At 60.5% G+C, this 26317-nt stretch carries 21 protein-coding genes; 16 read left to right on the top strand and 5 right to left on the bottom strand.

What is annotated here, in order from left to right; translation table 11 throughout:
- From MJQ68_RS07915 to MJQ68_RS07880, 8 genes are read left to right on the top strand one after another with little or no spacing between them, the layout of a single operon-like run.
- Complete coding sequence (locus MJQ68_RS07915) at positions 1–933, top strand: hypothetical protein (RefSeq protein ID WP_238750494.1); 933 nt, start codon at positions 1–3, stop codon at positions 931–933.
- Positions 924–2084, top strand: coding sequence for a class I SAM-dependent methyltransferase (locus MJQ68_RS07910; protein WP_238750493.1), 1161 nt, complete (start codon positions 924–926; stop codon positions 2082–2084). Before MJQ68_RS07915 ends, MJQ68_RS07910 begins: the two co-directional genes overlap by 10 nt.
- Complete coding sequence (locus MJQ68_RS07905) at positions 2078–3067, top strand: Gfo/Idh/MocA family protein (protein ID WP_264758997.1); 990 nt, start codon at positions 2078–2080, stop codon at positions 3065–3067. Before MJQ68_RS07910 ends, MJQ68_RS07905 begins: the two co-directional genes overlap by 7 nt.
- Complete coding sequence (locus tag MJQ68_RS07900; protein ID WP_238750491.1) at positions 3067–3918, top strand: MBL fold metallo-hydrolase; 852 nt, start codon at positions 3067–3069, stop codon at positions 3916–3918. The genes MJQ68_RS07905 and MJQ68_RS07900 overlap by 1 nt, the downstream gene beginning before the upstream one ends.
- On the top strand, positions 3902–5371 hold the full coding sequence (locus MJQ68_RS07895; protein WP_238750490.1) for a YcaO-like family protein: 1470 nt from the start codon (positions 3902–3904) through the stop codon (positions 5369–5371). Before MJQ68_RS07900 ends, MJQ68_RS07895 begins: the two co-directional genes overlap by 17 nt.
- Positions 5372–5380: 9 nt before the next feature.
- Complete coding sequence (locus MJQ68_RS07890; protein ID WP_238750489.1) at positions 5381–6229, top strand: sugar phosphate isomerase/epimerase family protein; 849 nt, start codon at positions 5381–5383, stop codon at positions 6227–6229.
- Positions 6230–6261: 32 nt separating this feature from the next.
- Positions 6262–7527, top strand: coding sequence for a glycosyltransferase family 4 protein (locus MJQ68_RS07885; protein ID WP_238750488.1), 1266 nt, complete (start codon positions 6262–6264; stop codon positions 7525–7527).
- Positions 7524–8297, top strand: a complete 774-nt coding sequence (locus MJQ68_RS07880) for a PIG-L deacetylase family protein (RefSeq protein ID WP_238750487.1) — start codon at positions 7524–7526, stop codon at positions 8295–8297. Before MJQ68_RS07885 ends, MJQ68_RS07880 begins: the two co-directional genes overlap by 4 nt.
- On the opposite strand, the gene MJQ68_RS07875 is transcribed toward MJQ68_RS07880, so the two are convergent.
- A complete protein-coding gene (locus MJQ68_RS07875; RefSeq protein WP_238750486.1) occupies positions 8266–8901 on the bottom strand; it encodes an SRPBCC family protein in 636 nt (211 codons plus the stop codon). The genes MJQ68_RS07880 and MJQ68_RS07875 overlap by 32 nt on opposite strands.
- 128 nt (positions 8902–9029) lie before the next feature.
- Here MJQ68_RS07875 and MJQ68_RS07870 point away from each other — a divergent pair, with 128 nt between their 5' ends.
- The 8 genes from MJQ68_RS07870 to MJQ68_RS07835 all read left to right on the top strand — a co-directional run bounded on the left by MJQ68_RS07870 (position 9030) and on the right by MJQ68_RS07835 (position 20774).
- Positions 9030–10391, top strand: a complete 1362-nt coding sequence (locus tag MJQ68_RS07870; protein WP_238750485.1) for a 3-keto-disaccharide hydrolase — start codon at positions 9030–9032, stop codon at positions 10389–10391.
- A gap of 11 nt (positions 10392–10402) precedes the next feature.
- Positions 10403–11722, top strand: a complete 1320-nt coding sequence (locus MJQ68_RS07865) for a Gfo/Idh/MocA family protein (protein ID WP_238750484.1) — start codon at positions 10403–10405, stop codon at positions 11720–11722.
- A 16-nt stretch (positions 11723–11738) separates the two neighbouring features.
- On the top strand, positions 11739–13778 hold the full coding sequence (locus tag MJQ68_RS07860; RefSeq protein ID WP_238750483.1) for a bifunctional riboflavin kinase/FAD synthetase: 2040 nt from the start codon (positions 11739–11741) through the stop codon (positions 13776–13778).
- Between the two features lie 80 nt (positions 13779–13858).
- Positions 13859–14908, top strand: a complete 1050-nt coding sequence (ilvC, locus tag MJQ68_RS07855) for a ketol-acid reductoisomerase (RefSeq protein WP_238750482.1) — start codon at positions 13859–13861, stop codon at positions 14906–14908.
- A 121-nt stretch (positions 14909–15029) separates the two neighbouring features.
- The gene (locus MJQ68_RS07850; protein ID WP_238750481.1) at positions 15030–16697 is read left to right on the top strand and encodes a glycerol-3-phosphate dehydrogenase/oxidase; all 1668 of its coding nucleotides are present in this window, start codon (positions 15030–15032) and stop codon (positions 16695–16697) included.
- A 40-nt stretch (positions 16698–16737) separates the two neighbouring features.
- Complete coding sequence (locus MJQ68_RS07845; protein WP_238750480.1) at positions 16738–17202, top strand: hypothetical protein; 465 nt, start codon at positions 16738–16740, stop codon at positions 17200–17202.
- Between the two features lie 49 nt (positions 17203–17251).
- On the top strand, positions 17252–19639 hold the full coding sequence (locus MJQ68_RS07840; RefSeq protein WP_238750479.1) for an endonuclease MutS2: 2388 nt from the start codon (positions 17252–17254) through the stop codon (positions 19637–19639).
- A 22-nt stretch (positions 19640–19661) separates the two neighbouring features.
- The gene (locus tag MJQ68_RS07835) at positions 19662–20774 is read left to right on the top strand and encodes an Mrp/NBP35 family ATP-binding protein (protein ID WP_238750478.1); all 1113 of its coding nucleotides are present in this window, start codon (positions 19662–19664) and stop codon (positions 20772–20774) included.
- Here MJQ68_RS07835 and mqnB read toward each other — a convergent pair.
- From mqnB to ilvA, 4 genes are read right to left on the bottom strand one after another with little or no spacing between them, the layout of a single operon-like run.
- Positions 20771–21451 carry a futalosine hydrolase gene (mqnB, locus tag MJQ68_RS07830; RefSeq protein WP_238750477.1) on the bottom strand — a complete coding sequence of 227 codons (681 nt, stop codon included), beginning with the start codon at positions 21449–21451 and terminating at the stop codon, positions 20771–20773. The two genes, MJQ68_RS07835 and mqnB, sit on opposite strands and share 4 nt — an antisense overlap.
- Entirely contained in the window at positions 21448–24684 is a 3237-nt protein-coding gene (locus tag MJQ68_RS07825; protein WP_238750476.1) for a UvrD-helicase domain-containing protein, read from the bottom strand. Before MJQ68_RS07825 ends, mqnB begins: the two co-directional genes overlap by 4 nt.
- A 42-nt stretch (positions 24685–24726) precedes the next feature.
- Entirely contained in the window at positions 24727–24984 is a 258-nt protein-coding gene (locus tag MJQ68_RS07820) for a hypothetical protein (protein WP_238750475.1), read from the bottom strand.
- A 36-nt stretch (positions 24985–25020) separates the two neighbouring features.
- Positions 25021–26277 (bottom strand): threonine ammonia-lyase, encoded by a 1257-nt coding sequence (ilvA, locus tag MJQ68_RS07815; RefSeq protein ID WP_238750474.1) that lies wholly within the window; start codon positions 26275–26277, stop codon positions 25021–25023.
- Between the last annotated feature and the right edge of the window lie 40 nt (positions 26278–26317).

The raw sequence follows: 26317 nt of genomic DNA, 5'->3' as shown, positions 1-26317 counted from the left end.
ATGCAACACCCCGCTGATCTAGTACGCACCGCAGGCCTGATGGGCGAGCTGCAGGACCTCAAACGGCTGCAACCCGCTCACCTGTCCCACAGTGTAGCCACGGACCTATTCCTACGGGCCTGGCAGCACATTTTAGCCGGTCAGGATGTAGAGCAGGTAGCCCTGGACACCACGCTTAGGGCCCTGCTCAACATCCTCTTTCCGGGGGTAGACGGACGCTTCTTTACCGTTGCCAGGCTGGATCCTCCGGCCATCACGGAAGTGCTCCGTACGGCGCTACGGCGTGTATGCGACGGTGCGGTAGATTCCGTACTCGAGCGTCAACTGGAGCAAATGGTCCCAACGCTTGCCCAGGAATTTGCCCACTTGCCCGCGGAGCAGCCCATCGACGTGCCGCAACCCCTGCGGGTACTTTGCAACCAACCGCGGGCGGGAGCTACCCATCCACAGCTTCCGCGCTTGGTGCTGAGTCCACCCGAAATGCATTCCGATCACTGCTTGATGACCGCAGTCTACGCCGTAGTGATGGCCCACCGGTACGGAGCGGATTACGGTACTAGCTTCCTGGGTGCCCTGGCTCACCACCTGCATAATGCGTACTTGCCGGACTGTGGCTACGCCGGAGAGATCTGCCTCGGAGCCCATCTGCAGGCGGTGATCGACAACTGCCGGCAGGAGGCGCTTTCGCACTTTCCTACGCAGTTGCGGCCCCGCATTCTTGAGGCACTCTACCATCACGAACGGAGTGATACCCCGGAGGGTAAGGCCATCAGCGCCGGAGACGTGCTGGACCGGGTGATCGATGTAAAGTGGCGAACCCGCGCCGCGGCGGTCACGGATCAGGACATCCTCGGCGAGCTGGATCTGGTACACCCCGGCCCGCTCAAGTCATTCCAGACCGAACTGTTAAGTAGCACCGGACTATGGCGGTAATTCTACTTAGCCCCACCAACGGCCGACCGCTCAGACGGCGGAAGGATGGCCTGCTCGATGATGGTGAACGCCTCTGGCCGGTGGTGGAGGGCATTCCCTACCTGCGTCCGAAGGAAGACTTACGCGAGCAAGTGGTAAGCTCCCTGCGAGCCGGTGACCGACGTGCAGCCCTGCGGCTCCTGCTTGCCGATCAGGACCGCTTTAGTCCGACCGTACCCCCTAGCTCGGCGGCCCTGGACCAAGTCCTCGACCAACGGACTTCGCTCACCCTACGCCAAGCGATGGAGCTGCTACACTTTGGGGCGGTTGGGGACTACTTCGCCTACCGCTGGTGCTCCCCCACCTTCGTAAGTGGACTACGGCTACTGGAGCTAGCAGTACCCGGCCAGGGTAGTCCGGTCGTAGAATATGCCTGCGGCATAGGGCATTACCTGCGGGAGCTCGAACGGGTGGGCGTACGCGCTACTGGGGTAGATGTAGTCTTTGCCAAGTTGTGGCTGGCACGTACGTTTATGGGAGTACGGGGTACCCTGGTCTGCGGTGATATTGAAGCAGGACCAGTAGTGGCGCCGGACCGCCCGCGAACGGTACTGTGCCAGGATGCCTTCTATTTCTTCGAGCACAAGCCGGCGGCGCTGACGCACATGCGGGAGGTGGCTACCACAACCGGTAATGTAGCAGTGGGGCACGTCCACACTACCCTCGACCAGCACGAAGCTGGCTTTTCTAGTTCGGTAGACGACTACCGTGCGCTGGCCGGTGGTGCGGTATGGGATGACAGCAGTCTGGCTACTTCCTGGTACAGCGGGGCACCTCCGAATCCGGCGGAAGACTCATCCGCTACCGTAGCCTGGGTGGAGGGTCGTATTCCGGCGCCGACGCAACGACTATGCTTCAGCAGTCAGGGCGCCAGGCTGGTACTCAATCCACTACTCAGCAGCGCCGGTGTCGACTGGCCCAGTGCCGGCTGGCGGACGGAGTACACGGGTGATGCCACCTCACTTGGCACCCACACACTGTCCGAACTGTGCAGCCGTCAGGACGTACGCGCGCTCGTGGCGGACCCCACCCGGGTGCATCAGCTGGACGACGTCGCCCGGGAAGAGCTATACCGTCAACGCGTGCTCATCAATCTGCCCGCCCGATGGTAGTGCGCTTCGGTATCGTAGGCTTCGGTTGGGTAGCGCGTGACTATATGTTACCCGCATTACGCAAGCACCCGTCGGCGGAATTGGTCGCCGTGGTCAGCATACGGGAGGAGGATTTTAACGGTCTTCCCCCGGAGATCGGTACCTACACCACGGTACAGGCCATGCTCGGGGCGGGGCCGCTGGATGCGGTGTACGTGGCATCGCCCAACCACCTGCATGCCGAGCACGTAGCCGCCTGTGCCGCAGCCGGTGTGGATATCCTCTGCGAAAAGCCTCTGGCGCATACCTACGCCGCAGCCGCTGAACTAGTGCGAACAGTACGGGCAGCAGATAGCTACTTTGCCACGGCCTTCGATCAGCGACACCACCCCGCACACCGGCTTATGCAGTCCTGGGTCGCGTCAGGTCGGCTGGGCACCATCACACAGGCCAGATTAGACTACGCCTGCTGGCTACCCGCCGGTTGGAGTGCCAACAACTGGCGCATCGACCGTAAGCGGGCGGGTGGGGGAGCGATCATCGATCTGGCGCCACACGGATTGGATCTGCTGGAGCTGCTGGTCGGTCAGCCCATCGAGCAACTGCAGCTGTACCAGCAGCGGGTCGTGCAGGACTACGAAGTGGACGACGGCGGCGTACTGATCGCGAAATTTGGGGGTGGGGCACTCGGCGTCCACTCCGTAGGCTATAACCGACCGGAGACACTGCCCCGACGGCGCCTAGAGCTCATCGGTACACGGGGCATGCTGCTGGCCGAAAATACGATGGGCCAGGACCCGGGTGGGCGGCTCACCTTCTTGGCGGCTGATCCTGGTGCAGCTCCCCAGGAAGTATCTTTCGATCAAACGACCAGTCCGTTCTACCTCCAACTCGATGCCTTTCTCCGCGATCGCCGGGGTGGGGTAAACCTTGTCCGCACACTGGACGATGATATACGACTAGCTAAATTACTCGACGACGCCCTCGCCGCAAATCCACTCTAATGGCCCTGACTCACTATGCCTGTCACCACTGCGGGGGCTGGATCCTCTGGTTCGATAGCCGCCTGCCGGTGGCCTGTCCGAACTGTACCGACGTGCGCAACGCGCTGCCCGAAGAAGACTTTACCTATCTTCCCATCGATCAGGCTGCCGGGCAGTATCGTACCAAGTGGCAGGAGACGCTTCCGGGCTTATGGGAATTTTGGACTGAGCCGCAGCTCGGACTTGGCTCCCACGGCTGGCTCTTGCAACGTCCGGAAGGAAACATCGCCTTCGAAGCGGCACCGTACTACGACGAAGCTGCCCGTGCACAGCTGACCAGCCTGGGAGGTGTCAGTATCCTCAGCTCGTCCCACCCGCATGGCTACGGGGCACTATGGCAGCTGCAGGAGTTCTTCGATCCGGAATTGATCATTCACAAGGACGACCTGCAGTACACAAAGGCGTTCCGGGTCAACCATCCCATCGACGATTTCCACCGCATCGATACCGGCTATGAGATGCTGCGACTGGGAGGGCACTACGAAGGACAAACAGCGCTCTACGACCGCGCACGCCGTATTCTGTTCTTAGGCGATGCGCTAAAGATTGACTTCGATGCACAGGGCGTACCCGTAGCCCTAAGCTGTCATAAGGGGTACCACTACGCAATTCCGCTCACCCGTGACGAGCTATTGCACTACCGCGACGTATTCAGCCGCTTCGATTTTGCCCACGTCTGCACCCCCTTCGAACTCGGACGGGGCGTAGACCGTAGCCGATCCATTGCCCTGATCGATTACCTCCTCACACACGGCATTCACACCAGTCCCGTACCCCTCACAACGCTACAGTCGTATGTCCAGCCAGCATGAACGCGCCCTCGCCGCCTACCGCGACTCCCTGCCCGGGGGCGTCACCGAGACATTCCGTATCGATGGGGTGGACCACTTGGGTATTCCGATCTACAACGTAGATCTGTTCACTGACGACGGTCACTTCAACGGTATCGGTTACGGCGCCACCGAGACCGAGGCGCTGGTCGGAGCCTACGGCGAGCTGGCGGAGGAATGTCACCGGCACCTGTCGCTGGCCGATCTAAGTATGCGGGAGTCAAGCTATGCCGCACTGCTCGAGGAGGTGGGTAGTGCGGGCGTTCTTGATCCGCTTACCCTCGTACTGCCCGCCGGCTCTGCGTATACGCCAGATCTGGTCTTGAAATGGCTGCCCGTAGCGCGTCTGAAGGATAACCGAACGGTGTGGTGCCCGGCCGAATTTGTCGTCAGCGGCAACTGGGAGCTGCCCGACTACCCCAATCGCCTCACGACCTGCATCACCAACGGGATGGGAGCCGGGGACACGGAGGAACGCGCGCTCCTGCACGGCTTACTGGAACTTTTACAGCGCGACGGAAATGCCGACCGGTTCAGGGCACTGGACCGGGGACAAGTGATCGACCCGGCCACCGTGACTGAGCCCGTACGGGAGATCATTGCGTACATGAAGGAGCGAGGCCTCGATGTGACCATGAAGCTAGCCCGCGTCACCTGCGGCTGTGCCAGCGTATACGCCGTGGGCGATGACCTGAGCGATGACGCCTTCGGACTAGCCGCCACCGGCTGTGGAGAAGCCGCCGACCCCGACGTATACCACGCGCTGCGCAAGGCCGTGCTGGAATGTGCCAGCAGCCATAGCCGCAAGCGGTTCAATAACTTGCCCTTCGAGCAGCTGGAGCACGAGGTGCCGGAGGGGTACTTCACGCGCATTCGTGCCGCTATCGATTTGGAGACCGAAGAGCAGCGCGCCCTGCGGGCCATGGTAGAGTTCGTACGCTCGGATAAGGAAACGGTACGGCAGCAGCTAGCTGATACCATCTTCAATCGGCAGACTACCGTATCGGCGGCTGACCTTCCTTCCTACACGGCCACTGACGTTCCCTCCCGCTTACAGTATGTCATTCAGCAATTAGCCGGAGAAGGGATGGAGCCCTACGTGTACCGCTCCACGTCTACGCGGGGCAGTTGCAGTGTAGTGAAAGCCATCGTGCCGGATATGGAGATGGAATTCGGTAGCTACCACCGGGTGGGCTACCGCGGCGTGAAACGACTGCTGGCGGATGATCCCTTTCACCTACTTAAGCGGGCACCCGGTCCGGGTTTGGCCCTCATTCGATTGACCGAGGCGCGCAACCAGGAGCTCGATGGCCCATTCTACCTCAACACCAGCCGACTGGATGAAATTATCGATCCACTCTATGCCCTCTACCGCGAGCCCACCGCCCACGCTGCTCCAATCGCCCTGGCCACCGACTACTTCGCCGATCTTTAACCTCACCGCATGAAGCTGCGCTACGCGTACAATACCAATGGCTGCGCCCACCACCGACTCAACGATGCGCTGCGGCTCATCGCCGATTCCGGTTACGACGGCGTGGCGCTGACCATCGATTGGCACCACCTGGATCCGTTCTCCGATCGGTGGCAGGCCGATACCTACAACATTCACCGGTCGCTGGAAGAACTCGGCCTGAGCTGCGTGATAGAGACCGGCGCCCGCTACTTGCTGGATGCTACGGATAAACACGAGCCTACCCTGATCAGCACCACCGCCGAAGGACGTGCCCGCCGCGTAGCCTTTCTGAAGCGCGCCATTGATATTGCCGGCCTACTGCACGCCGAGACTATGTCGTTCTGGGCCGGCGTACGCAAGTCCGCCGTGTCGGAGCAAAATGCTCACCAGTACCTGGGGGAAGGACTGCTAGAGGTGGCTAGCTACGCGGAAGAAAAATCGGTTCATATTAGTCTGGAACCTGAGCCAGGGATGCTGGTAGAAACCAATGCGGACTACGACCAACTACTCACCGCTCATCCCGAGCTTGAGCGCACGCTCCACTTAGCGCTCGACCTGGGGCACGTCTGGGTGACCGGAGAGGACGACCCCGCCCGAGCCGTGCACCGCTATGCCGACCGGCTCGGAACCGTCTCGATCGAGGGCATGAATAAGGGCCAGCATCTCCACCTGCCGCTGGACCAGGGCGATATGGATATACCCCCGCTGCTACGCGCTCTCCGGGATGTCGCGTTCGACCGCTTGGTCTGCGTAGAACTAAGCCGCGAAAGTGTACGGGCGCACGAAGCGATCCCCCGCAGCATCGACCTACTTAAGCAAATGGAGCGTGCACTCTAGTCCGGCCTGCCCAACCTAAATTCTTCGCACCTATGCGCATCTGTTTTATTTCACGCCGGTACTTTCCTGCAGTATCGGGCATGAGTGTCTACGCCCGTAATTTCACCAAGGCGCTGAGCGAGCACGGGCACGAGGTGGTTATGATCAGTCAGTACCGCGAGGACCCCACCGGCGTACGCATCTACGGCGGCGGACCACCACCCGACGAAACCTGGATGGAGGTGCACGGCCTGCGGTCGGTCGGGGAGGAGCAGGGCGCTATCGACCCGCCGGCCGACTTTGAAGGGGATGCCCGCGCCATGATCGCGCGTGCCGAGCAGCTACACGCCGAGCACCCCTTCGACGTAGTGCACGCTCAGTACGCCTACCCCACCGGACTGGCCGCTATGGAAGTCAGTCGCCGGCTAAGCATTCCTAATGTCGTATCTATTCAGGGGGGCGACGGCCACTGGGTGGGGCTATGCTGCACCACACACCACCGGGCCATGCAGGCGGTACTCAACCATAGCATGGCGCTAATTATCGGATGCGATAGTTTCCGCGATGAGGTGGTAGAGAACCACGGCACCGCACCCCGGCGCTTTACGGTCATTCCCGGAGCTACTAATACGGACCTATTCCAGCCACGATCAGCTGAGCCGGGCACCTTGCGCAGTCCGGCCCGCCTGCTGTACCACGGGCGCGTAGACCAGCGAAAGGGAAGCTTGGACTTCATCCGCTGCGGAAAACGCCTGGTCGACGAAGGCTTTGACCTGCGTCTGATCGTGTCCGGTATCGGACCGGATTTTGAGGCTACGGAGGCACTAGCCCGGGAGCTGGGGATGGCCGACCGAACCGACTTCCCCGGTGAGGTAGGGTATACGGACGCACCCCACCGCTACCACAGTGGCGATCTATTTCTCAGCCCCACCTACGCGGAGGGCTTTTCGAATACCATCCTGGAAGCTATGGCCTGTGGGCTGCCCATCGTCTCTACCCGTACGGTAGGAGTAGTCGACTGCATCCGCGATAACGAAAATGGGCTGCTGGTGGAAGCCGGTGACCTGGACGCACTGACCTCCGCAACTCGCTCGCTACTGCAACAGCCCGAGCTCCGCCACCGACTGGCCATGACGGCGCTTCGCGAGGTGCAGACCAGGTACACCTGGCCCGTCGTAGCCAAGCAGATCGAAGAGGTCTATACCTCGCTCATCGGTCGTCCCATCGACACCTCCTGGACATCCATCATCAGCCTGGATGAGCAGGCCGCGGAGGCTGACCTGAGCTGCCCCTTTCGCACCGAACCCCACCTGCTGTGATTCTGGTCCTGTCACCTCATCTGGACGATGCCGTGTTCTCCTGCGGCGGATTGCTGGCTACCCTAGCCTCCGAGCGAGTCTTGGTGGTGACCTGCTTCACGCGTTCCATGGCTGATCCGCAGGGATTTGCGTTGGCTTGTCAACTGGATAAAGGACTTTCCGCAGAGGTAGATTATATGGCGCTGCGACGCGCCGAAGACGTGCAGGCCCTGGAACTACTTGGAGTTCACCACCACCACCTGGACCTGCCGGAGGCTCCCCACCGGGGGTACCACAGTGCAACTGAACTGTTCGGCGCTATCCATGCGGACGATACGGTAGGAGAGGAGTTGCAGCAGCAGCTTGCCCTTGTCGTGCATGAATACCGTCCGCTCACTATCCTATATCCGCTAGGAGCGGGCAATCACGTCGACCACCAGCAGGTCGTACGCGTAGCCGAGAATATCCGTAGTCAGCACGAGCAAGTGGACTTCATCCAGTATTACGACCAGCCCTACACCCACCGACATCCGCTGCAGCACCCTGACTTGCAGCAGGCCGCGGCATGGCGGCCAACCCAATCGCTCCCCCCACGGGCGGCTGTCCGGTTTGCCCTCGATGCCCCGTTACTGGAGCGTAAATACGCCGCTTGCCGGGCGTACACCACTCAAGTCGGGTATCAGTTCAAGGATGAGCGTGGTATGCAGACCCTGCTGGGAGATCGGGAGTACTTCCGGGTCTACCGCCCCTACCGTCCTACTACGCTGCTTCGAGGCGGTGGCGCAGGTTGAGTACGGTCTTTACCGGGCCGCCGGTCATGATCTCTTTGCGCAACCAGTTTGGCAAGCCGGCACCTGCGTCGGTGCGCACGGTGACCTGCAGGTGAACCCTGCCATCGGGTAGGGGACGTACGATCCACTCGCCGTTGTAGACGGTCGGGCGGTCCCTGCCCTTGGTTGCCGGTATGGCGTGTGGCGAGCCCGTGATCGTGCGGGTGAGCACGCCGCTGGAGTCTACTACTTGTGTCACCCGGGCAACAATCTCTTTATCCTGAAAGGGAAAGGGCATGTCGATGCCGGATACGAATACGTAGTCATCCGGCTGTCCGCCCGCCACGATATAGGCACCATCACAGCGGTGCACCCACTCGGAGTAGCCCTTGGCGTGATCCAGTACCGCGCCTACCCCCTGCACCTGCGCCCGCGCCTCGGTACTTACCCGCACACTCATGTCACCATTGGACTCTTCACGCACGGAAACGCTCACGCCGTCGTCCGTCGATTGCAGTACAAAGCCATCCGAAACCTGACCAAAAAGAAGGGCGGGACCGCAGGTGCAGAGTAATAGGAAGAAAAGGGCTCCGGGAGTGGGAAGCGTAGCGTATTCATTCGGCATAGGCTTCAATAACGGGAATTATATTTGTACGTTGTGTGCTCTCACTTTTGCTTACCTTGGCCAGGACAATCGGTTGCATTGATTCAGTGCCGGCTTTCATTCCACAGTTTATTAAGCTATCTTTCTGTATGCGATTAATCGGTACCACGCTCTTACTGTTGCTTGCCATCACGTCTCTAGTGGCCCAGGGGGCATTTACCTCGCTGACCAACGGCTCCGATCTGAGTAATTGGGAGACGTACGGCGGAGAGGCGCCCTACACGCTATCGGGTGACACGATCACCGGCACGGCCGTAGTGAATACGCCCAACACCTTTTTGTGTACCGACAGACCGTATGAAGATTTCATTCTCACCTTAGAGTTCAATGACGATGCACCCCTCAACAGTGGGGTAATGGCGCGCGGCCAGTGGCGGCAGCAGGACGACATCCGGCGGATCTACGGCTACCAGGTCGAGATCGACCCCAGTCCGCGGGCCTATACCGGCGGTATCTACGACGAAGCGCGCAGGGGCTGGATCTACCCCCTGCATTACAACCCACCGGCCCGTGAACTCTACCGCCACGGTGAGTGGAACGCGCTGCGTATCGAGGCCATCGGCAACAACATCCGCACGTATGTGAACGGGCAGGCCGCGGCCAATCTGGTAGACACCTTCGATGCGTCCGGACTGATCTGTCTGCAGGTCCACGCCATAAAGAAGGAGCTAGAAGGCAAGCAAGTCCGCTGGCGTAATATCCAACTACTGGACAACGCGACCGAGGCCGATCGCCTGCAGGCCGTACAGGCCCCGGTGGAGAATTTGATGGTCAACAGCCTGACCGAAGCCGAACGTCGGCAGGGCTGGCGCCTGCTATTCGACGGCAGCAGCGGGGCCGGATGGCGTGGCGCCAAACTGGACGATTTTCCCGCCCGCGGCTGGGAAATTACGGACGGCGAACTGCGCGTACTGCCCGGCAACGGCGGAGAGAGCACCAACGGTGGCGATATCGTGACCGAGGAACACTTCAGCGATTTCGAGCTGGTCTTCGAGTTCAAGCCCACCGAGGGGGCCAACAGTGGCGTGAAGTACTTCGTGGATCCGGAACTCAATAAGGGCGCCGGATCGGCGATCGGTCTCGAATTTCAGATCCTGGACGATGAGGTACATCCCGATGCACAGGCCGGCGTGATGGGCAACCGCACGATGGGCTCCCTCTACGACCTGATCCCGGCGGCGCTTGTCGATGTGCCCGGCCGCAATAAAGAATACAAAATCGGAGACTGGAACCGCGGGCGCATCCGGGTGCAGGGCGGTCACGTCGAGCACTGGCTCAATGGCTATAAGGTGGTTGAATACGATCGCTTCAGCCCCATGTTTCAGGCTCTTGTCAACTACAGTAAGTACCGCGACTGGGATAACTTCGGTCGCTACCCCCAGGGACCTATTCTCCTGCAGGACCACGGCGACGCCGTGGCCTTCCGCAGCATCAAAATCCGTGAACTCTAAGCAGCTATACCATGAGTAACCGCCGTAACTTCCTAAAGAAAACCGCCCTCACTACCGCCGGACTCGGACTGGGACTACCCGCCTACAGTCAGCAACACATAATGGGGGCCAACGACCGGGTGAACGTAGCCGTATTCGGTACCAACAGCCGGGGGGAGTACCTGGCCGGGACCTTCGCCTCGGCGGATGACTGTCGGGTGCGGGGCATCGGGGATGTAGATACCCGGGCTATTGCCAAGGGGCAGGAGCGCGTGGTGCAGAAAGGGGGTAAAAAGCCGAAGGGGGAGCAGGACTTCCGCCGCTTCCTGGACGATAAAAAGATCGACGCCGTAGTCATCGCCACACCCGATCACTGGCACGCCCCCATGGCGATGATGGCTCTGGATGCAGGCAAGCACGTCTACGTAGAAAAGCCCTGTAGCCACAACCCCGCGGAGGGCGAAATGCTGGTCGCTAAGCAAGCTAAAACTGGCCTCAAGGTGCAGATGGGTAACCAGACACGCAGTAGTGTCACCCTGAACAAGATTGTGCGTGAAATCCACGACGGCGTGATCGGTGATGCGTACGCGGGCAAGGCCTGGTACGCTGCCCGCCGCGGACCCATCGGTGAGCACGAGCCCGCCCCGGTCCCGGAGTGGTTGGATTGGGAACTCTGGCAGGGACCGGCTCCGCACCAGGATTTCGATGCCCTGCTAGTCCACTACAACTGGCACTGGTTCTGGAAGTACGGCACGGGTGAACTTCTGAATAACGGTACCCACGAGGTAGACATGTGCCGCTGGGCACTCGATGTAGGCTTCCCCGAACAGGTGACCTCTTCGGGCGGCCGCTACGCCTTCGACGATGCCTGGGAAGCCTACGATACCCAACTCGCGAGTTTCAATTTTCCGGGCGACAAGCACATCCACTGGGATGGGCGTAGCTGCAACTCCATGCCCCTCTGGGAGCGTGGACGGGGCTCCATGATCTACGGTACCAAGGGCAGCGTGCTGATGGACCGCGATGGCTTCATCGTATACGATCTATCCGGCAAGGAACTGCGGAAAGAGCAGGAAACAGAAGCTTCCGTAAGCATGGACACCACCGGAGGAGGCAACCTCGATGAGCTGCACATCGGCAACTTCATCCGGAGCGTAAACGCGGACGAAGCACTCAATTCGGACATCGCGGATGCAAATCCCAGCGTCACGATCTGTCACCTCGGCAATATGGCCCAGCGTACGAACAGCGTGATCACCTGCGACCCCGCAACCGGGCGGCCCATTGATAACCCAGCCGCTATGGCGCTCTGGCAACGCGAGTACGAACAGGGCTGGGCACCGACCGTCTAATTACTACCTTTGTGGGGTGATCACGCACTACCAGCTTGACGACCTGCCGGTCTTCCACCGTGCGGTACTGACTATCGGCAGTTTCGATGGCGTCCATCGCGGTCACCAGCAGCTCCTTGCCCGTATCCGCCGGATGGCGGAGGTCCGGCAGGGGGAGAGTATCGTCATCACCTTCGATCCCCATCCGCGCTCCGTGCTTCGGCCCGACGACGACAGTCTGCGCCTACTGTCTACCACTGAAGAAAAGGCAGCCTTCTGCGCCGAGCAGGGTATCGACCACTTGGTAGTGGTGCCCTTTACGCTGGCGTTCAGTCAGCAAAGCCCGACGGAATACATCGAGCAATTTTTGGTCCGTTATTTTGCCCCCGACCGCATCGTCATTGGCTACGATCATCACTTCGGTAAGGATCGTGCCGGCAATGTGGAGCTCCTCCGCTACTGGGCACCCCATCATGGCTACGAGGTGGTGGAGATCGCCGCCCAGGAAGTGAACCAGATCACGGTCAGCTCCACCAAAATTCGCAACGCACTATTCGCCGGCAACGTGAGCCGAGCCAGAAGCCTGATGGGCCGGTCGTACGAACTCACCGGCCGGGTCGTTCGGGGACAGCAAATCGGCCGTACGCTGGGCTTTCCCACCGCTAATCTGCAGTGCGTGAACCCCCTCAAGCTGGTGCCCGCCAAGGGAATCTACGCGGTGAGGACCCGTATCGAGGGCCGTGTTTACGGAGGAATGCTTTACATCGGCAACCGACCTACCCTGGAAGACGGACGGGGCACGACCATCGAGCTGAACGTGTTCGACTTTTCCGGCGACCTATACGATACGGAGCTCACCGTCGAGTTTGTCGAGCACCTGCGCGGCGACTTACCCCTGAAGAGCCTGGAGGCTCTGCAGCAGCAGCTCAAGCGCGACGAGGTGGGCGCGCGGCGGGCCTTGGCGGCAAAGGAGACGGCACCGGCAGAGGCCGGCGATTCCGACAATCCGGATACCGCAATAGTGATCCTCAATTACAACGGACGCGGCTTTTTACAGACCTATCTTCCGACCGTAGTAGCCAACCTGGAGCCTAACTGTCGGGTCATCGTAGCCGACAACGCCAGTACCGATGATTCGGTGGCCTACCTACGGGCCGAGCATCCGGAAACTGAGGTGATCGAGTTGGCCGAAAATTTAGGCTTTGCGGCAGGATATAACGAGGCGCTACAGCAGGTCACCGCCGAGGTATACGTACTACTCAATAGCGATGTCCGCGTTACCCCGGGCTGGCTCGGTGCCGTGCTGCCACTGTTCGACGATCCCCTGGTAGCCGCTGCTCAGCCGAAGGTGCTGGCCGAGCACGATCCGGAACGCTTCGAGTACGCGGGGGCATCCGGGGGCTACCTGGACTTTCTGGGCTACCCCTTCTGTCGCGGCCGCCTGTTCGGGCACACCGAGCGGGATGAGGGGCAGTACGACTGTGCCGCCGAGATCTTCTGGGCTACCGGTGCCGCCTTCTTCGTACGCGCCAGTGTTTTCCATGCCCTGCAGGGCTTCGAGCCGGAATACTTCGCGCACGCCGAAGAGATCGACCTATGCTGGCGCATGAAGCGGGCGGGCTATAAGATCATGGTCGAGCCGGCGGCTACCGTATATCACGTCGGCGGTGGTACCCTGGCCTACGATTCGCCCCGCAAGGCTTACCTGAACTTTCGGAATACGCTGGTCACCAGCTTCAAGAATGAGCAGACGAGTCGGCTGTTCTGGTGGGTACCGGTGCGGCTATTGCTCGACGGCGCCGCGGCACTCCTTTTTTTGGTTCAGGGTAAGTTTGGTCACATCGGTTCGATCCTGCGGGCGCACCTTCATTTCTATGCGAACCTACCGTTGTGGGTCTACCGGCGTGCCCGGCGGAACAGTGAGATCGAGCTAGCCCGGGTGGGCCCGCCGCGTACGGATGCCGGCCGGGTGTCCGATAGCATCGCCCTCCACTACTACCTGCTGGGCCACCAGCGCTTCAGCGAGGTGGTTATCGATCAGGTGGAGGTAGAGGCTGGGGTAGCAGCGGCAAATTAGCCATCGTAAAAGGCGGGGAGTTTAGTGGTGCGGGTCGCGCGGGTGCGTTGCATATTTGTCGCTAACGAAAATCGGTACCTATGGCAATGTTGAATTTTGGTGGCACGGAAGAAAAGGTGGTCACCCGCGAAGAATTTCCCCTCGATAAAGCCCGTGAGGTGCTTAAAGATGAGGTGATCGCCGTGATCGGCTACGGGGTACAGGGCCCGGGTCAGAGCATGAACCTTCGCGACAATGGGTTCAACGTGATCGTGGGGCAGCGTAAGGGAGGCGCCTCCTGGGAAAAAGCCGTGAAGGACGGATGGGTACCCGGCGAAACCCTGTTCCCCATCGAGGAAGCCGCCGACCGCGGTACCATCATCCAGTACCTGCTCTCGGATGCGGCACAGATCGAAGTGTGGCCGCGGATCAAGCCCTACCTCACCAAGGGTAAGGCCCTGTACTTCAGCCACGGCTTCGGCATCACCTACAATGAGCGCACGAAGATCATCGCTCCCGAGGAAGTAGATGTCATCTTAGTTGCTCCCAAAGGATCCGGAACCAGTCTGCGCCGCCTGTTCAAGGCAGGTCGCGGACTAAATTCCAGCTATGCCATCGCGCAGGATGCTACCGGCCGGGCCTACGAGCGGGTGATCGCGCTGGGCATCGGCGTGGGGTCGGGCTACCTGTTTGAGACTGATTTCCAGCGCGAAGTGTACTCTGACCTGACCGGGGAGCGCGGTACCCTGATGGGTGCGATCCAGGGAATCTTCGAGGCCCAGTACGATGTGCTGCGTGCCAATGGACACACACCATCCGAGGCCTTCAACGAAACGGTTGAAGAACTTACCCAGAGCCTGATGCCCCTGGTGGCAGAGAACGGCATGGACTGGATGTACGCCAACTGCTCCACCACCGCTCAGCGCGGTGCACTGGACTGGAAGGACAAGTTCAGGGACGCCGTGAAGCCGGTTTTCGAAGACCTCTATGAGAGTGTAGCCAGCGGCGAAGAAGCCCAGCGAAGTATCGACTCGAATAGCCAGTCAAATTACCGCGTAAAGCTGGAAGAGGAGCTCCGCGAGCTCAACGAGAGCGAGATGTGGCAGGCCGGCCGGACGGTCCGCGGACTGCGCCCCGAGAACGCGGAGTAACGGTATACCGGCTCGGGTTTAACTATAGGGCAAAATTTGCGTTGCAGAACACGGAACGGCGGGTAGTGGAGATAACCTCTGCACCCGCGGCCCCGCACACCTGTACTAAATACGCTCTACTATGGACGCTGGCCGGCAACGCACGGAAAAAATTGATCGATTAGCTACCGAACCCTTCGACCTGGTGGTCGTGGGGGGTGGTATAACGGGGGCCGGGGTGGCCCTGGATGCTGCCAGCCGCGGACTCAACGTGGCACTGATCGAGCGCAATGACTTTGCCTCCGGTACCAGCTCTAAGTCGACCAAATTGATCCACGGGGGACTACGCTACCTCAAGAATCTGGAAATTGGACTGGTACGTGAAGTAGGACAGGAGCGTGCCGTGGTGCATACGCTGGCCCCCCATTTGGTGCGCCCCGAAAAGATGCTCCTACCCCTGGTGGAGGGTGGTTCGCTGGGTAAGCTGACGACCAGTATGGCGCTGTGGGTGTACGACTTCCTGGCCGATGTGGAGGGCGACGACAAGCGCGTCATGCTCACCAAGGAGGAAACGCTGGACACCGAACCCCTGCTGCGCAGGGATATCCTGACCGGCGGTGGATTCTACGCCGAATACCGTACGGACGATGCGCGTCTGACCATCGAGAACGTGAAAACGGCGGAGCTGAATGGCGCCCTGGCCGTGAATTACGTGGAAGCCACGGGCTTTGCCTACGACGAGCAACATCATATCAGTGCAGTGAAGTGCGTGGATCGGCATACGGACCGCGCATTCGAGATCAGCTGCGAGCACGTCATCAGCTCGGCGGGCCCCTGGGTAGACGATCTGCGTAAGATCGATAAGAGCATGAACAACAAGCGGTTGTTCCTCAGTAAGGGAGTGCACATCGTGGTAGCCCGCGAACGCCTGCCGCTGGCGCATGCCTGCTATTTTGATGTGGCGGACGGACGGATGCTATTCGCTATTCCGCGGCTACGCTGCACCTATATCGGCACTACCGACACCCCGTATACGGGTGATCCTAACGCCATTCCGGTCTACCAGGAGGATGTAGAGTACTTACTCGACGCAACCAATGCCATATTCCCCTCCGTGAACCTGGTCGTAGAGGACGTAGAGTCCAGCTGGGCGGGTGTGCGGCCGCTGATCTTTGAGGAAGGGAAGTCTGCGGGGGAAATGTCGCGCAAGGACGAGATCTTCGAATCAGAGTCGGGCCTACTGAGTATCGCCGGCGGTAAGCTGACGGGCTACCGCAAGATGGCCGAGCGGGTGGTGGACCGGCTGGGTAAGCAACTGAGCGAAGACGGCGATTCGCTGGGTAAGACCACTACGCGCAAGATCGGTCTGACGGGTGGCCCCTTCGCCGATTTTGATGAAGTACTGCGGTACGAAAAAGAGATCGCCACCCAACTCAAGGCGGCCAGCCTGACGCCGGATCGGGCAGGCTACCTGGTGGCGAACTACGGCAAGCAGTCGCCCACCATTATCGCGATGGCGAAGCTGCGCGACGAGGGCAGTGACGTGAGTCGGCTGGCGTGTGCCGAAGCAGCCTGGTGTATCGAGCACGAGTTGGCGCTGTACCCCCTGGACTGGGTGGAGCGGCGGTCGGGCAGGCTGTACTTCGACATGCCCAGTATTGCTCCGGTGCTGGACGAGGTAATCGATGTGTTCGCTGCGGCCTACGGCTATTCCGACGCGGAACGACAGCGGGAGCACCGGCGGGTGATCGAGGCGATCGAGTGGGTGAGTACGTTCGAGGCCCAGCCGGAAGCGAGCCCATCGGTGTAACAAAATGTCGCCCCTCCTGTTAGCCCGTAAACCGAACCCTATGACTTCGCAAGGATCGATTTTTGAGCAGCGGGTGGATCCCCTTTTACAGGCCGCCGTCATCCTGGCGATGGTATTCGTCATCGATGTATTCAGCCTGATCGTGGCGGGTACGAACACCGTCGGTGTGTCCCACCGTTTCCCGTGGTTGTGCGCGGCGAGCTTCATGCTCTTCTTCGCCTTATTTAATTCCGTCCTGAGCGCCGCAGCACCGAATACTGCCAAATACTGGGGACGGAGCATGTACAGCTTTATGGGTCTGGCAGTGGGTGCAGGTTTGCTGGCCTGGGCGTTCAGTGGACTTAAGATCACGGAGGCCGGATCGTACCAGTGGATCTACCTCGTGGTGACCGTGGGCTACCTGGTTTTCCTCGGTATGATCTCGATGATCAAGAATGTCGTGAACTTTGCGCAACGGGAGGAGTGGAATAAACCCCGCCTGAAGAACCGCCGGCGCGAAGACTGAGCAACCTAGCCCGCCCTTCGGGGGTTAGGAAGGGGCACCACGACCAGCTATGCAGTTACTACCCGGAGACACCTTCGAGAAATTAGAGTTTGATAAAGTTTTAGCCCTGCTGGAGCGGCAGTGCCAGGGGGAGTTGGGCCGTGCGGCGGCCCGTGAGCTGCAGCCCTCTACCAAAGTCACCGAAGTAAACCGCTGGCTGGATGAGGTCGCCGAGTTCCGGCAGGGGACGGAGGAAAAAAGCATGTTCTCGATCGGTGCGTACGACGATATCGGAGAAGAACTTCGCGCCCTGCGCGTCGAAGGCTATGTGCTGGTAGAAAGTGGTCTGGCTAAGGTTAATGTACTCTTGCTACAAGCCAAACAACTCTTCGCATTCTTTCAGGGTCCGGCTAGGCAGGCTAAGTACGAGCACCTCTACGCTGTGGTGCGACAGGTCGAGTACGTACCGGAGCTATCCGCCGCCATCGAAGCGGTGATCGACGCAGAGGGCGTGATCCGGTCGGATGCCTCCGAAGACCTGTCGCGGATTCGCCGACTCATCGGCAGCAAGCAGCGGGAAGTGGAGAAGGCCTTCCGGTCCGTGATCGAGAAATACCGCCGGGCGGGCTACTTGTCCGACACCGTAGAGAGCCTGCGCAACGGCCGCCGTGTACTCAGCGTGCCGAGCGAGTTTAAGCGGCAGATCCGGGGTATTATTCACGATGAGTCCGCCACGGGTAAAACCGCCTACATCGAACCCGATGAGGTGATCAGTATCAACAACGATATCTTCGACTACCAGCAGGAGGAGCGGCGCGAGATCTACCGGATCCTGCGCGAGGTTTCCGCCCAGCTCCGGCCATACGTGGACCACATTACCGGCTACCGCGACCTGATCGCGTACTTTGACCTGGTGCAGGCTAAGGCCCGCATTGCCCAACAACTTAAGGCTGAGCGCCCCAAGGTAGACCACCGGCCCACGCTCAAGATCGTGGACGGTCGCCACCCCTTACTTTACCTAAAGAATAAGCAATACGGTAGAGAAACCGTGCCTTTCGACCTCAAGCTGAGCGGCAAAAATCGGTTGCTGATGCTGTCCGGTCCGAACGCCGGCGGTAAGTCGATCCTCATGAAGTCGGTCGGCCTGCTTCAATTGATGCTTCAGTCAGGCATGCTACTGCCCGTGGACAAAGAGTCTCAGCTGGGTATCTTCAGTGGGCTGTTCGCGGATATCGGCGATCAACAGAGTATCGAGGATGATTTGTCGACCTACTCTAGCCGACTGAAGAATGCCAAAGAATTCATCAAGTCGGCCGACGAGCGTACCATGGTCTTAATTGACGAATTCGGATCGGGTACTGACCCGGCCCTCGGCGGTGCTATTGCCGAAGGGGTGCTCGAAGGACTCAACGCCAAACAGGTGTACGGTGTCATCACCACCCACTACAGCAACCTGAAGATCTATGCCTACAAGACGCCGGGCATAGTTAACGGAGGGATGAACTTCGACAAGGATACCCTATCACCGACCTACGAGCTGAAGGTGGGCCGACCGGGTTCCAGCTACGCCTTTGAGATCGCGCAGAAGAGTGGACTGCCCCAGGAGGTGCTCACCCACGCCCGCAAACGGGCCGGCAAGAACGAGCGCGCCGTAGATCAGTTGCTGGTCGATCTCCAGCGGGAAAAACAGGAGGTTGAGGCGCACCTCAAGACCATGGAGCAGAAGCAGAAAACGCTAGATGCCCTGACCCGCACCTACGAGGAGCTCCACCGCGACATCGAAGTGCGCCGCAAGCGGCTCAAGCTGGAGGCCAAAGAACAAGCGCTCGCCGAGACCGCCAAGTACAACAAGGAGATGGAAACCCTGATCCGCAAGCTGCGCGAAGAGAAGAAGATCGACGAGGCCAAGGAGCAAGCCAAAGCCCTGCGCGAAGAGCGGGAAAAGATCAGCGAGCAGGTCACCGATCTGCGGGAGTCGATCTACTACCAGCCCCGCAAGGGCAAGCAGGCCAAAACCGCCTTTAAGGAGGGGGACTACGTCAAGCTGCGCACGGGTGGCGCGGCGGGCACCATCGAGACCATCGACCGCAAGAAAGCCGTCGTTATCGTAGGCGATCTGCGCCTCACTGTACATCTGCGCGATATCGAGCACGCCGACAATCCCATGGCACTGCGCCGTGAACGCAGCGTAACCAGTAACATCAGCGCCGTAGCTGCCTTTGACAACAAGCTCGACGTGCGCGGCATGCGCTACGAGGAAGTGCTCAATACCATGCAGGCCTTCGTAGATCAGGCCCTGATGGCCAACGCCAGCCAACTGCGCATCGTGCACGGCAGGGGCAGCGGAGCACTGAAGCGCGCCGTGCGACAAAAACTACAGGAATACACCCACGAATTCACCCTCACCACGCCCCCCCGCGAGCAGGGCGGCGAGGGCGTGACCATCGTCGAGCTCTGACGATCGTCACTAAACTCACCCCATGGAAGTAGCCAAAATAGCGGAGGCCCTGGCCACCGTCACCGACCCCCAGACCGGCCAGGATATCATCACCGCCAACATGGTCCTCCACCTAAAGGTGGAACCACCCAACGTGTCCTTCACCCTCCAGCTACCGAAGCTCGAAGCCGACTACAAACAACAGCTCAACTTCGCCTGCCAGGAGGCCATTCTATCGGTCTACCCAGGCGCGCAGGTGCACGTGCATATGCAGAACCCCGCCGCTACGCCCCAGGCGGGCAAGGGGGGTGGTCCCCAGCAGAGCAATCCCCTGCCGCACGTCAAAAATATCATTGCCGTAGCCAGCGGTAAGGGTGGGGTAGGGAAGAGTACCGTAGCGGTCAATCTGGCCCTGGGACTTCAGCAACTGGGCGCCGCGGTCGGATTGCTCGATGCGGATGTCTACGGTCCCTCCGCCCCGACCATGCTCGGCCTGCAGGGCCAAAAGCCCCAGGTCGAAAAGGTGTACGGCAAGCCGAAGATCAAGCCGCTGTATGCTTACGGACTACCCGTCATGAGCACCGGATTTATCATCGAACCGGAGCAGGCCGTCGTGCTGCGCGGTCCCCGTCTGGCGGGCATCATCAAGCAGTTCGTGGAGGAGACGATCTGGCCCCCGCTGGACTACCTCATTGTAGACTTACCCCCCGGCACGGGAGATGTACAGCTTACACTGGTGCAGGTCGTCAGCGTGACTGGCGCGGTAATGGTCACTACCCCACAGGAAGTAGCGCTCGCCGACGCGGTCAAAGCGATGAATATGTTCTTCCTAGAATCAGTCAACGTCCCCGTGCTCGGAGTGGTGGAGAACATGGCGTACTTCACTCCGGCCGAACTGCCCGACAATAAGTACTACATCTTCGGGAAGGGCGGCGGTAAGACGCTGGCCAAAAAAAGTAACAGCATGCTTCTCGGGCAGATTCCCCTGGTACAATCGATCCGGGAGGGGGGTGATTCCGGCACGCCCGCCGTGCTGGATAAGGAAAACGAGGCCGTCCGCGAAGCCTGGCTCAATGTGGCCCGCAACGTAGCCCGACAGACAGCCCTGCGCAACGAGATGATGGGGCCCACCGCACGGGTAGAGATGAAAAATTAGTGGATGAAGGGCGTCAGCACCTGCTGCACGGCTACATTCACCGCTTCAATGGCCGGGGTGAGCTGCCACTTGCTGCGATCGCGCGCCTCTACATAATTACTGATGCCGCGTAACTGAAGTGCATCCACCCCGGCCTCCAGGCAGGCATAGAAAAAGGCTGCTCCCTCCATGGACTCTACCTGAGCATCTGGAAAGTGAGTACGCAGTCGGGCTATGCTTGCATCCGAACCCGTAGCGCGCTGCACCGTCAGGCCGGCCGCCGTAGTGAAGGGGAGAATAGCAGCGGGTCCCGGTGGCCGCAAGCTACCCGTAGCGTCGAAGGGGAAGCCGGGCGGAAAGCCGATATCGGCCGGACTCAGCAGGCTCCCATCACGGTCTTCGGCCCCCCAGTCGCCCAGGCGTTCGCTAGTTACGTTGACGACCTGACCATAGGCCAACGAGCGATCCAGCGCACCGGCGATGCCCGCCTGAATGGCTAACTGTACCGGCGGCTGGGTGGCAAATCGCTTACCCAGTAGATAGGCGGTAGATACCACGCCAAGCCCCCCGAATACGACCTCGATCTGCACTCGCGGGAAGTGTAGTACGTTGAGTGTTTCCTGACTGGCCTGTTGCCGTAACCAGCTTACGGTCGGAGCGATCTCCGGAGGGGTAGCGGCAAGCAGCAGGATTGTCATAGTACGAGTTCAGTCAGGCATCCGGTAGCCGGCGTATGTAAAAAGGCTGAGGTGACCTGCTTACCGTACAGACGCTCCAGCAGGGTGGTCTGCAGACGCAGTTCGGCCAGGCGAATACCGATCTGCTGCTGAAATTGCTTGGGGGCGGTGCATACGTCCTGGATCAGTACACAGCTGTCATCCGGAAGTACGGCCAACCAGTCCACCTGCCTGTCGTAGTATCGCTGACCGACCTGTCCGCGCAGGGCGAGGTGACGATGGATCTTCGCCGCGGGCCAGTGGGCTTCCGTAAAGTCGTTGTAGGAGTCGGACTGTGCAAGCAGCTGCGCTACATCGATCGCGCCGCCGGGCTGGTGATCGTAGAGCAGTGCCTGGGCGACCTCTTCGCGGTACGAGCGGTCCGCGCCGTGGGGATCGCCGGCCAGGAATGCACTAGCGCAGCGGGCGTACTGTCGTAAGTCCGTAGCAGGATCCGGTTCGTCCAGCTGGATGTAAGTCAGCGGCTCGCTGCTACTGCACGGCCCAAAGGTGTCCAGGATGAAGGCCTCATCGACCCATTGTGGAGCGTGGGGCGTACGGCCGGGCCGCTGGCCGGACAGGAAGGGTAGGGGGGAGTAGGTTGCTGCGGTCCGTGGTTGAGAAATGGGCTCTACGAACTGCCGATTGGTCTTGTCGATATCGCGGTCGTTCCAGCTAAAGGGGGTCTCGGTGGTGCCGGGTTCCAGTACGATAGTCTCCTTGCCGCCCCGACCGTATACGCGGTCTACCCAGGGGGCACCGTACTTGCCGGTGGGAAGGATCAGGTAGTCGCGGGCGCGGGTCATGCCTACGTAGAGTAGGCGGGCTTCTTCGGCCAGGGCGGATTCGGTAGCCTGCGCCTGCCAGTCACTGCTTTCTAATTCCTCTACCCAGGGAATGCCTCCACTGAGTCTGCCGTAGGGGTTCACCCAGTAGCGCAGCCAGCGATTGGCCAGCGGAGCAGACAGATCGACCGGCGCGTCGGGATCGTCGGCGATCACGGCACGGCCCCACAGATCGGCGCGCAGGCCCTGCTCCAGGTTGTAGCATATCACGGCTGGCCACTCCAGGCCCTTGCTGCGGTGGTAGGTGAGTACGTTGACCGCGTCGGGCCGTTCGCTGGCCCCCTGGGTGTCCTGTTCCTCGCGGACCAGCTGGTTGAGGTACAGCAAATAGCCACCCAGAGAGGCGGCCCGGTACTGCCGGTGGCAGTTGTCTTCGTAGGCTACGGCTAGTCGCCGCAGTTCGTCTACATTGCTGAGGCGCTGCTCACCGTCACCCCAGGCTACGGCGATACGGCGCAGATCGATGCGTTCGAGGACGATATTGAGCATTTCACTTGTGGAGTGCTCGGAGGTGATCTTGCGGAGCGCCTCCAACTCCCGTAGCAGGCTGTCGTCTTCAGCCCAGGGGGGGGCAGTGTCTAGTTCCTCGGTCTGGGCCAGGTAATCCATCCGGTGATCAATGATCTCGGGCAGGCTATGCCGACTGCCGAGTAGCATGATCTCCGCTACCGACAGGCTGTCGCTGCCGTTGAGCATATACTTCAGACAGGCCAGGAGTAGGGTAGCCTCGGCGGTGCGCAGCAGACCGGTGCGGGCAATTGCGGCGGACAGTCCCTGCTTAGCCAAGGCATCAGCGATGTCGCGGCAGCCGTAGTTGGTCCGGCAAAGGACGGCGATGTCTCCGGCGCGTAGTCGGCGCTCTGTGGTTTCTCCCTTGGGCAGGATGAGGGGTGGGGCGGCCAGAAGTTCCCGGATCGCCTTAGCCAGGGCGTCGTGTAGGAAAGCCGCCTTCCACCGGCCACCGCCCTCGATGGCGAAGTGCCAGTGGATGAGTCCTGCGGTGTCGCTGAGCTCGCTGCTTTCAGCCGGGGCGTACTTGGAGCCTGCGCGACTGCGTACCGGCTCGAGCGCGACCTCCTGGGCGCCGAACTCCGGAAATGCGCTGACGAATAAGCTGTTGCAGGTGTACACGATGTCTTCGCGGCTCCTCCAACTGTCCCGCTGAATGTTGGCTGGATCGATGGGGCCGTTCGCGTTCATGACGGCTGCCATCAGCCGGGGCTCGGCCCCGCGAAAGCCATAGATCGACTGTTTAGGATCACCTACCCAAACGCTCTGCTTGGCCAGTTGCGACAGGCGCAGGAAGAGTGCAAGCTGAATGGGAGAGGTATCCTGAAACTCATCGACCATAAGCAAGTCCAGCTCGCGGCTCAGGGTAGCCTGTACGCTGGGGTGATCAAGGAGCTTTAGTACCAGCACCTCCATGTCGGTATAGTCGATGCGGCCCCGGTTCTTCTTGTAGCTATCGTACTCGGCGATACTATCCCGGGCAAAGTCGAAGATCATATCCTGGTACCCCTTCAGGTCGTCCTGAAAGGCGGCGAGGGCAGCGTGTTCCTGACCGAGCGCTTCCAACTCCGTTACGAGCTCTTTACTCTTCGCACTTACGGAGGTGGTGAACCGCCCCATCTTGGCGTACTCGATCCAGGGTAGGTAGTCGTGCTGCTTCAGTTGGGCAAGTGCGCTGCGTAGGCCCACGGCGGCCGACTCCGTTTTCTTTGTGCTGTCCGCGGGATTATCGAAGAGTGCCTCGAAGGTCTCCTTGAGTACCCGCTGCATGCGGGTGTGGTACTGTTGCAGCGTCAGGTCCTCACGGGCCGGCGGCAGGAAGGCCTGCAGCGTTGTCCAGCTATTAGCCCTGCTCTTGGCGATGTCTTCCTTACTGAAGTTGTTGCCGCGGATGATTTCTACCAGACCACGTACATCCTTGCGCCAGTTGTACTTCTCTCCGTTGGCGCTCAGTCCCAGCCGTTCACATAGCCCCTCGATCTCCCGGATCTGGTCCAGCTTGATGACCGCCGCCATGCTGAGGTTGAACAGGCGCTGGTCGTCACCATCGGCGATGATATCTACCTGCGGACTCACCCCGGCCTCGTAGGCAAACCGCCGTAGCAGTTTGACGCCCAGGCCGTGCACCGTACCGATGAGCGCATTGGTCAGCGCGTTGGCCTCCTGGGTCAGCCCTTCCCGAAGAAGCTTCACCCGGACCCGCTCCTTGAGCTCGGCGGCGGCCCGCTGGGTGAAGGTAGTGGCGATGATACCGTTGGGACGCACCGCGCCGCTGGTCAGCAGCTGGGCCATCTCTTCGGTAAGGCGGTATGTTTTTCCGCTACCGGCTCCGGCGGAAATAAGTTTTAGGTTATGTAACACAATAGGGGGTTAGGCCGGTAAATGTAACAAACTGTTGGGTGGTCAGGCGTCCGACAGCACCCGCTCACGGATGCGTTCCAGTTGCTCCATCAGCCAGGCATCCAGGTTGCGGTACCACTCCAGGTGGGGGGAGAACTCACGGCACTCGATGCACTGCGTATCCTTGAACTGCTTCTTGCAGCTGGGGCAGATGGCGGTGGTCTCGAAGGTGTCGAAGCGGGTGTCGCAGTTGTCGCACACCCAGTGGGCGTGACCGTCCGGCTGCCACTCGCACTTCGGGCAGGCTAGTTGTACTTCCATAGCGAGGAGACAATTGACTACCCCCCTTTGGTTCTACTATATGAGCATCTCAAACAGAATGGGCTGATCATTCAGGTGCTCGAAGCGCATCTTGCGCTCGTTCATGCGCTCCAGCAACTGCTCGAAGCCGCCGCGCTGCCCGAGCTGAATCCCCACCAGCGCAGGACCCATGGCCCGGTTATGCTTCTTGGTGTACTCAAAATGCGTGATGTCGTCGTCCGGTCCCAGCACGTCCAGGAAGTCGCGCAGCGCGCCCGACCGCTGGGGAAATTGCACGATGAAGTAGTGCTTCAGTCCGGCGTACATCAGTGCCCGTTCCTGGATCTCGGGGGTGCGCGTGATGTCGTTGTTCCCCCCGCTCACTACACAGACGATCCGCTTGCCCCGTAGGTCACCCAACTGGTCGAGTACGGCGATGGATAGGGCACCCGCCGGCTCCACGACCAGTCCGTCCTCGTTGTACAGGTCCAGCATGACGCCGCAGACCTTGCCTTCGTCCACCAGTTCGATGCGTTCGAAGGTGGCGGCTACGATCGGAAAGTTATGCGTGCCCACGCGGCGCACGGCTGCGCCGTCCACAAAGCTATCGATGGTATCAAGCGTCACGATCTGCCCCTGCCGGATGCTTTCGTACATGGCCGGTGCTCCGGCCGGCTCCACGCCAATGAGCTGAGTGTCGGGACTCAGCTGATGGAACACGCTGCCGATGCCCGCACTCAGTCCACCACCCCCCACGGCCAGTACGACCATATCGATAGGTTGGGTAGCCGCGTCCAGGATCTCTAGTCCTACGGTGCCCTGTCCGGCAATCGTTTTGGGGTCATCGAAGGGGTGTACGTAGGTCAGTCCCCGCTCCTCGGCTACGCGCATGGATTCGGCGTAGGCATCGTCGTAGGTATCGCCGATCAGCACGACCTCCACGTAGTCGCCGCCGAACATGCGCACCTTACGCACCTTCTGGGCCGGTGTAACTACGGGCATGAAGATCGTGCCGCGCACCTGCATTGCCTTGCAGGCGTAGGCCAGGCCCTGGGCGTGGTTGCCGGCACTGGCACAGACTACGCCCCGCTCGCGCTCATCGGGGGTCAGGGAGCTCATCTTATTGTAACTGCCGCGAATCTTGTAGCTGCGTACCTCCTGCAGATCTTCCCGCTTCAGGTACACCTGGGCGCCGTACTGCTCACTGAGGCGGGTAGACCGCATGAGGGGCGTCTCCCGGGCCACGCCGCGCAGCCGGTGCCGGGCTTTGATCACTTCCTCCACGGAGATCAGTACGCTATGCATCCCAGTCATGCGCTAAAGGTACTACAGCCGCGGCCGCAGGTGCCGGGAA

The organism is Neolewinella maritima (assembly GCF_923081025.1).
GTDB lineage: Bacteria > Bacteroidota > Bacteroidia > Chitinophagales > Saprospiraceae > Neolewinella > Neolewinella maritima.
This window is presented reverse-complemented; position numbering and strand designations above follow the sequence as displayed.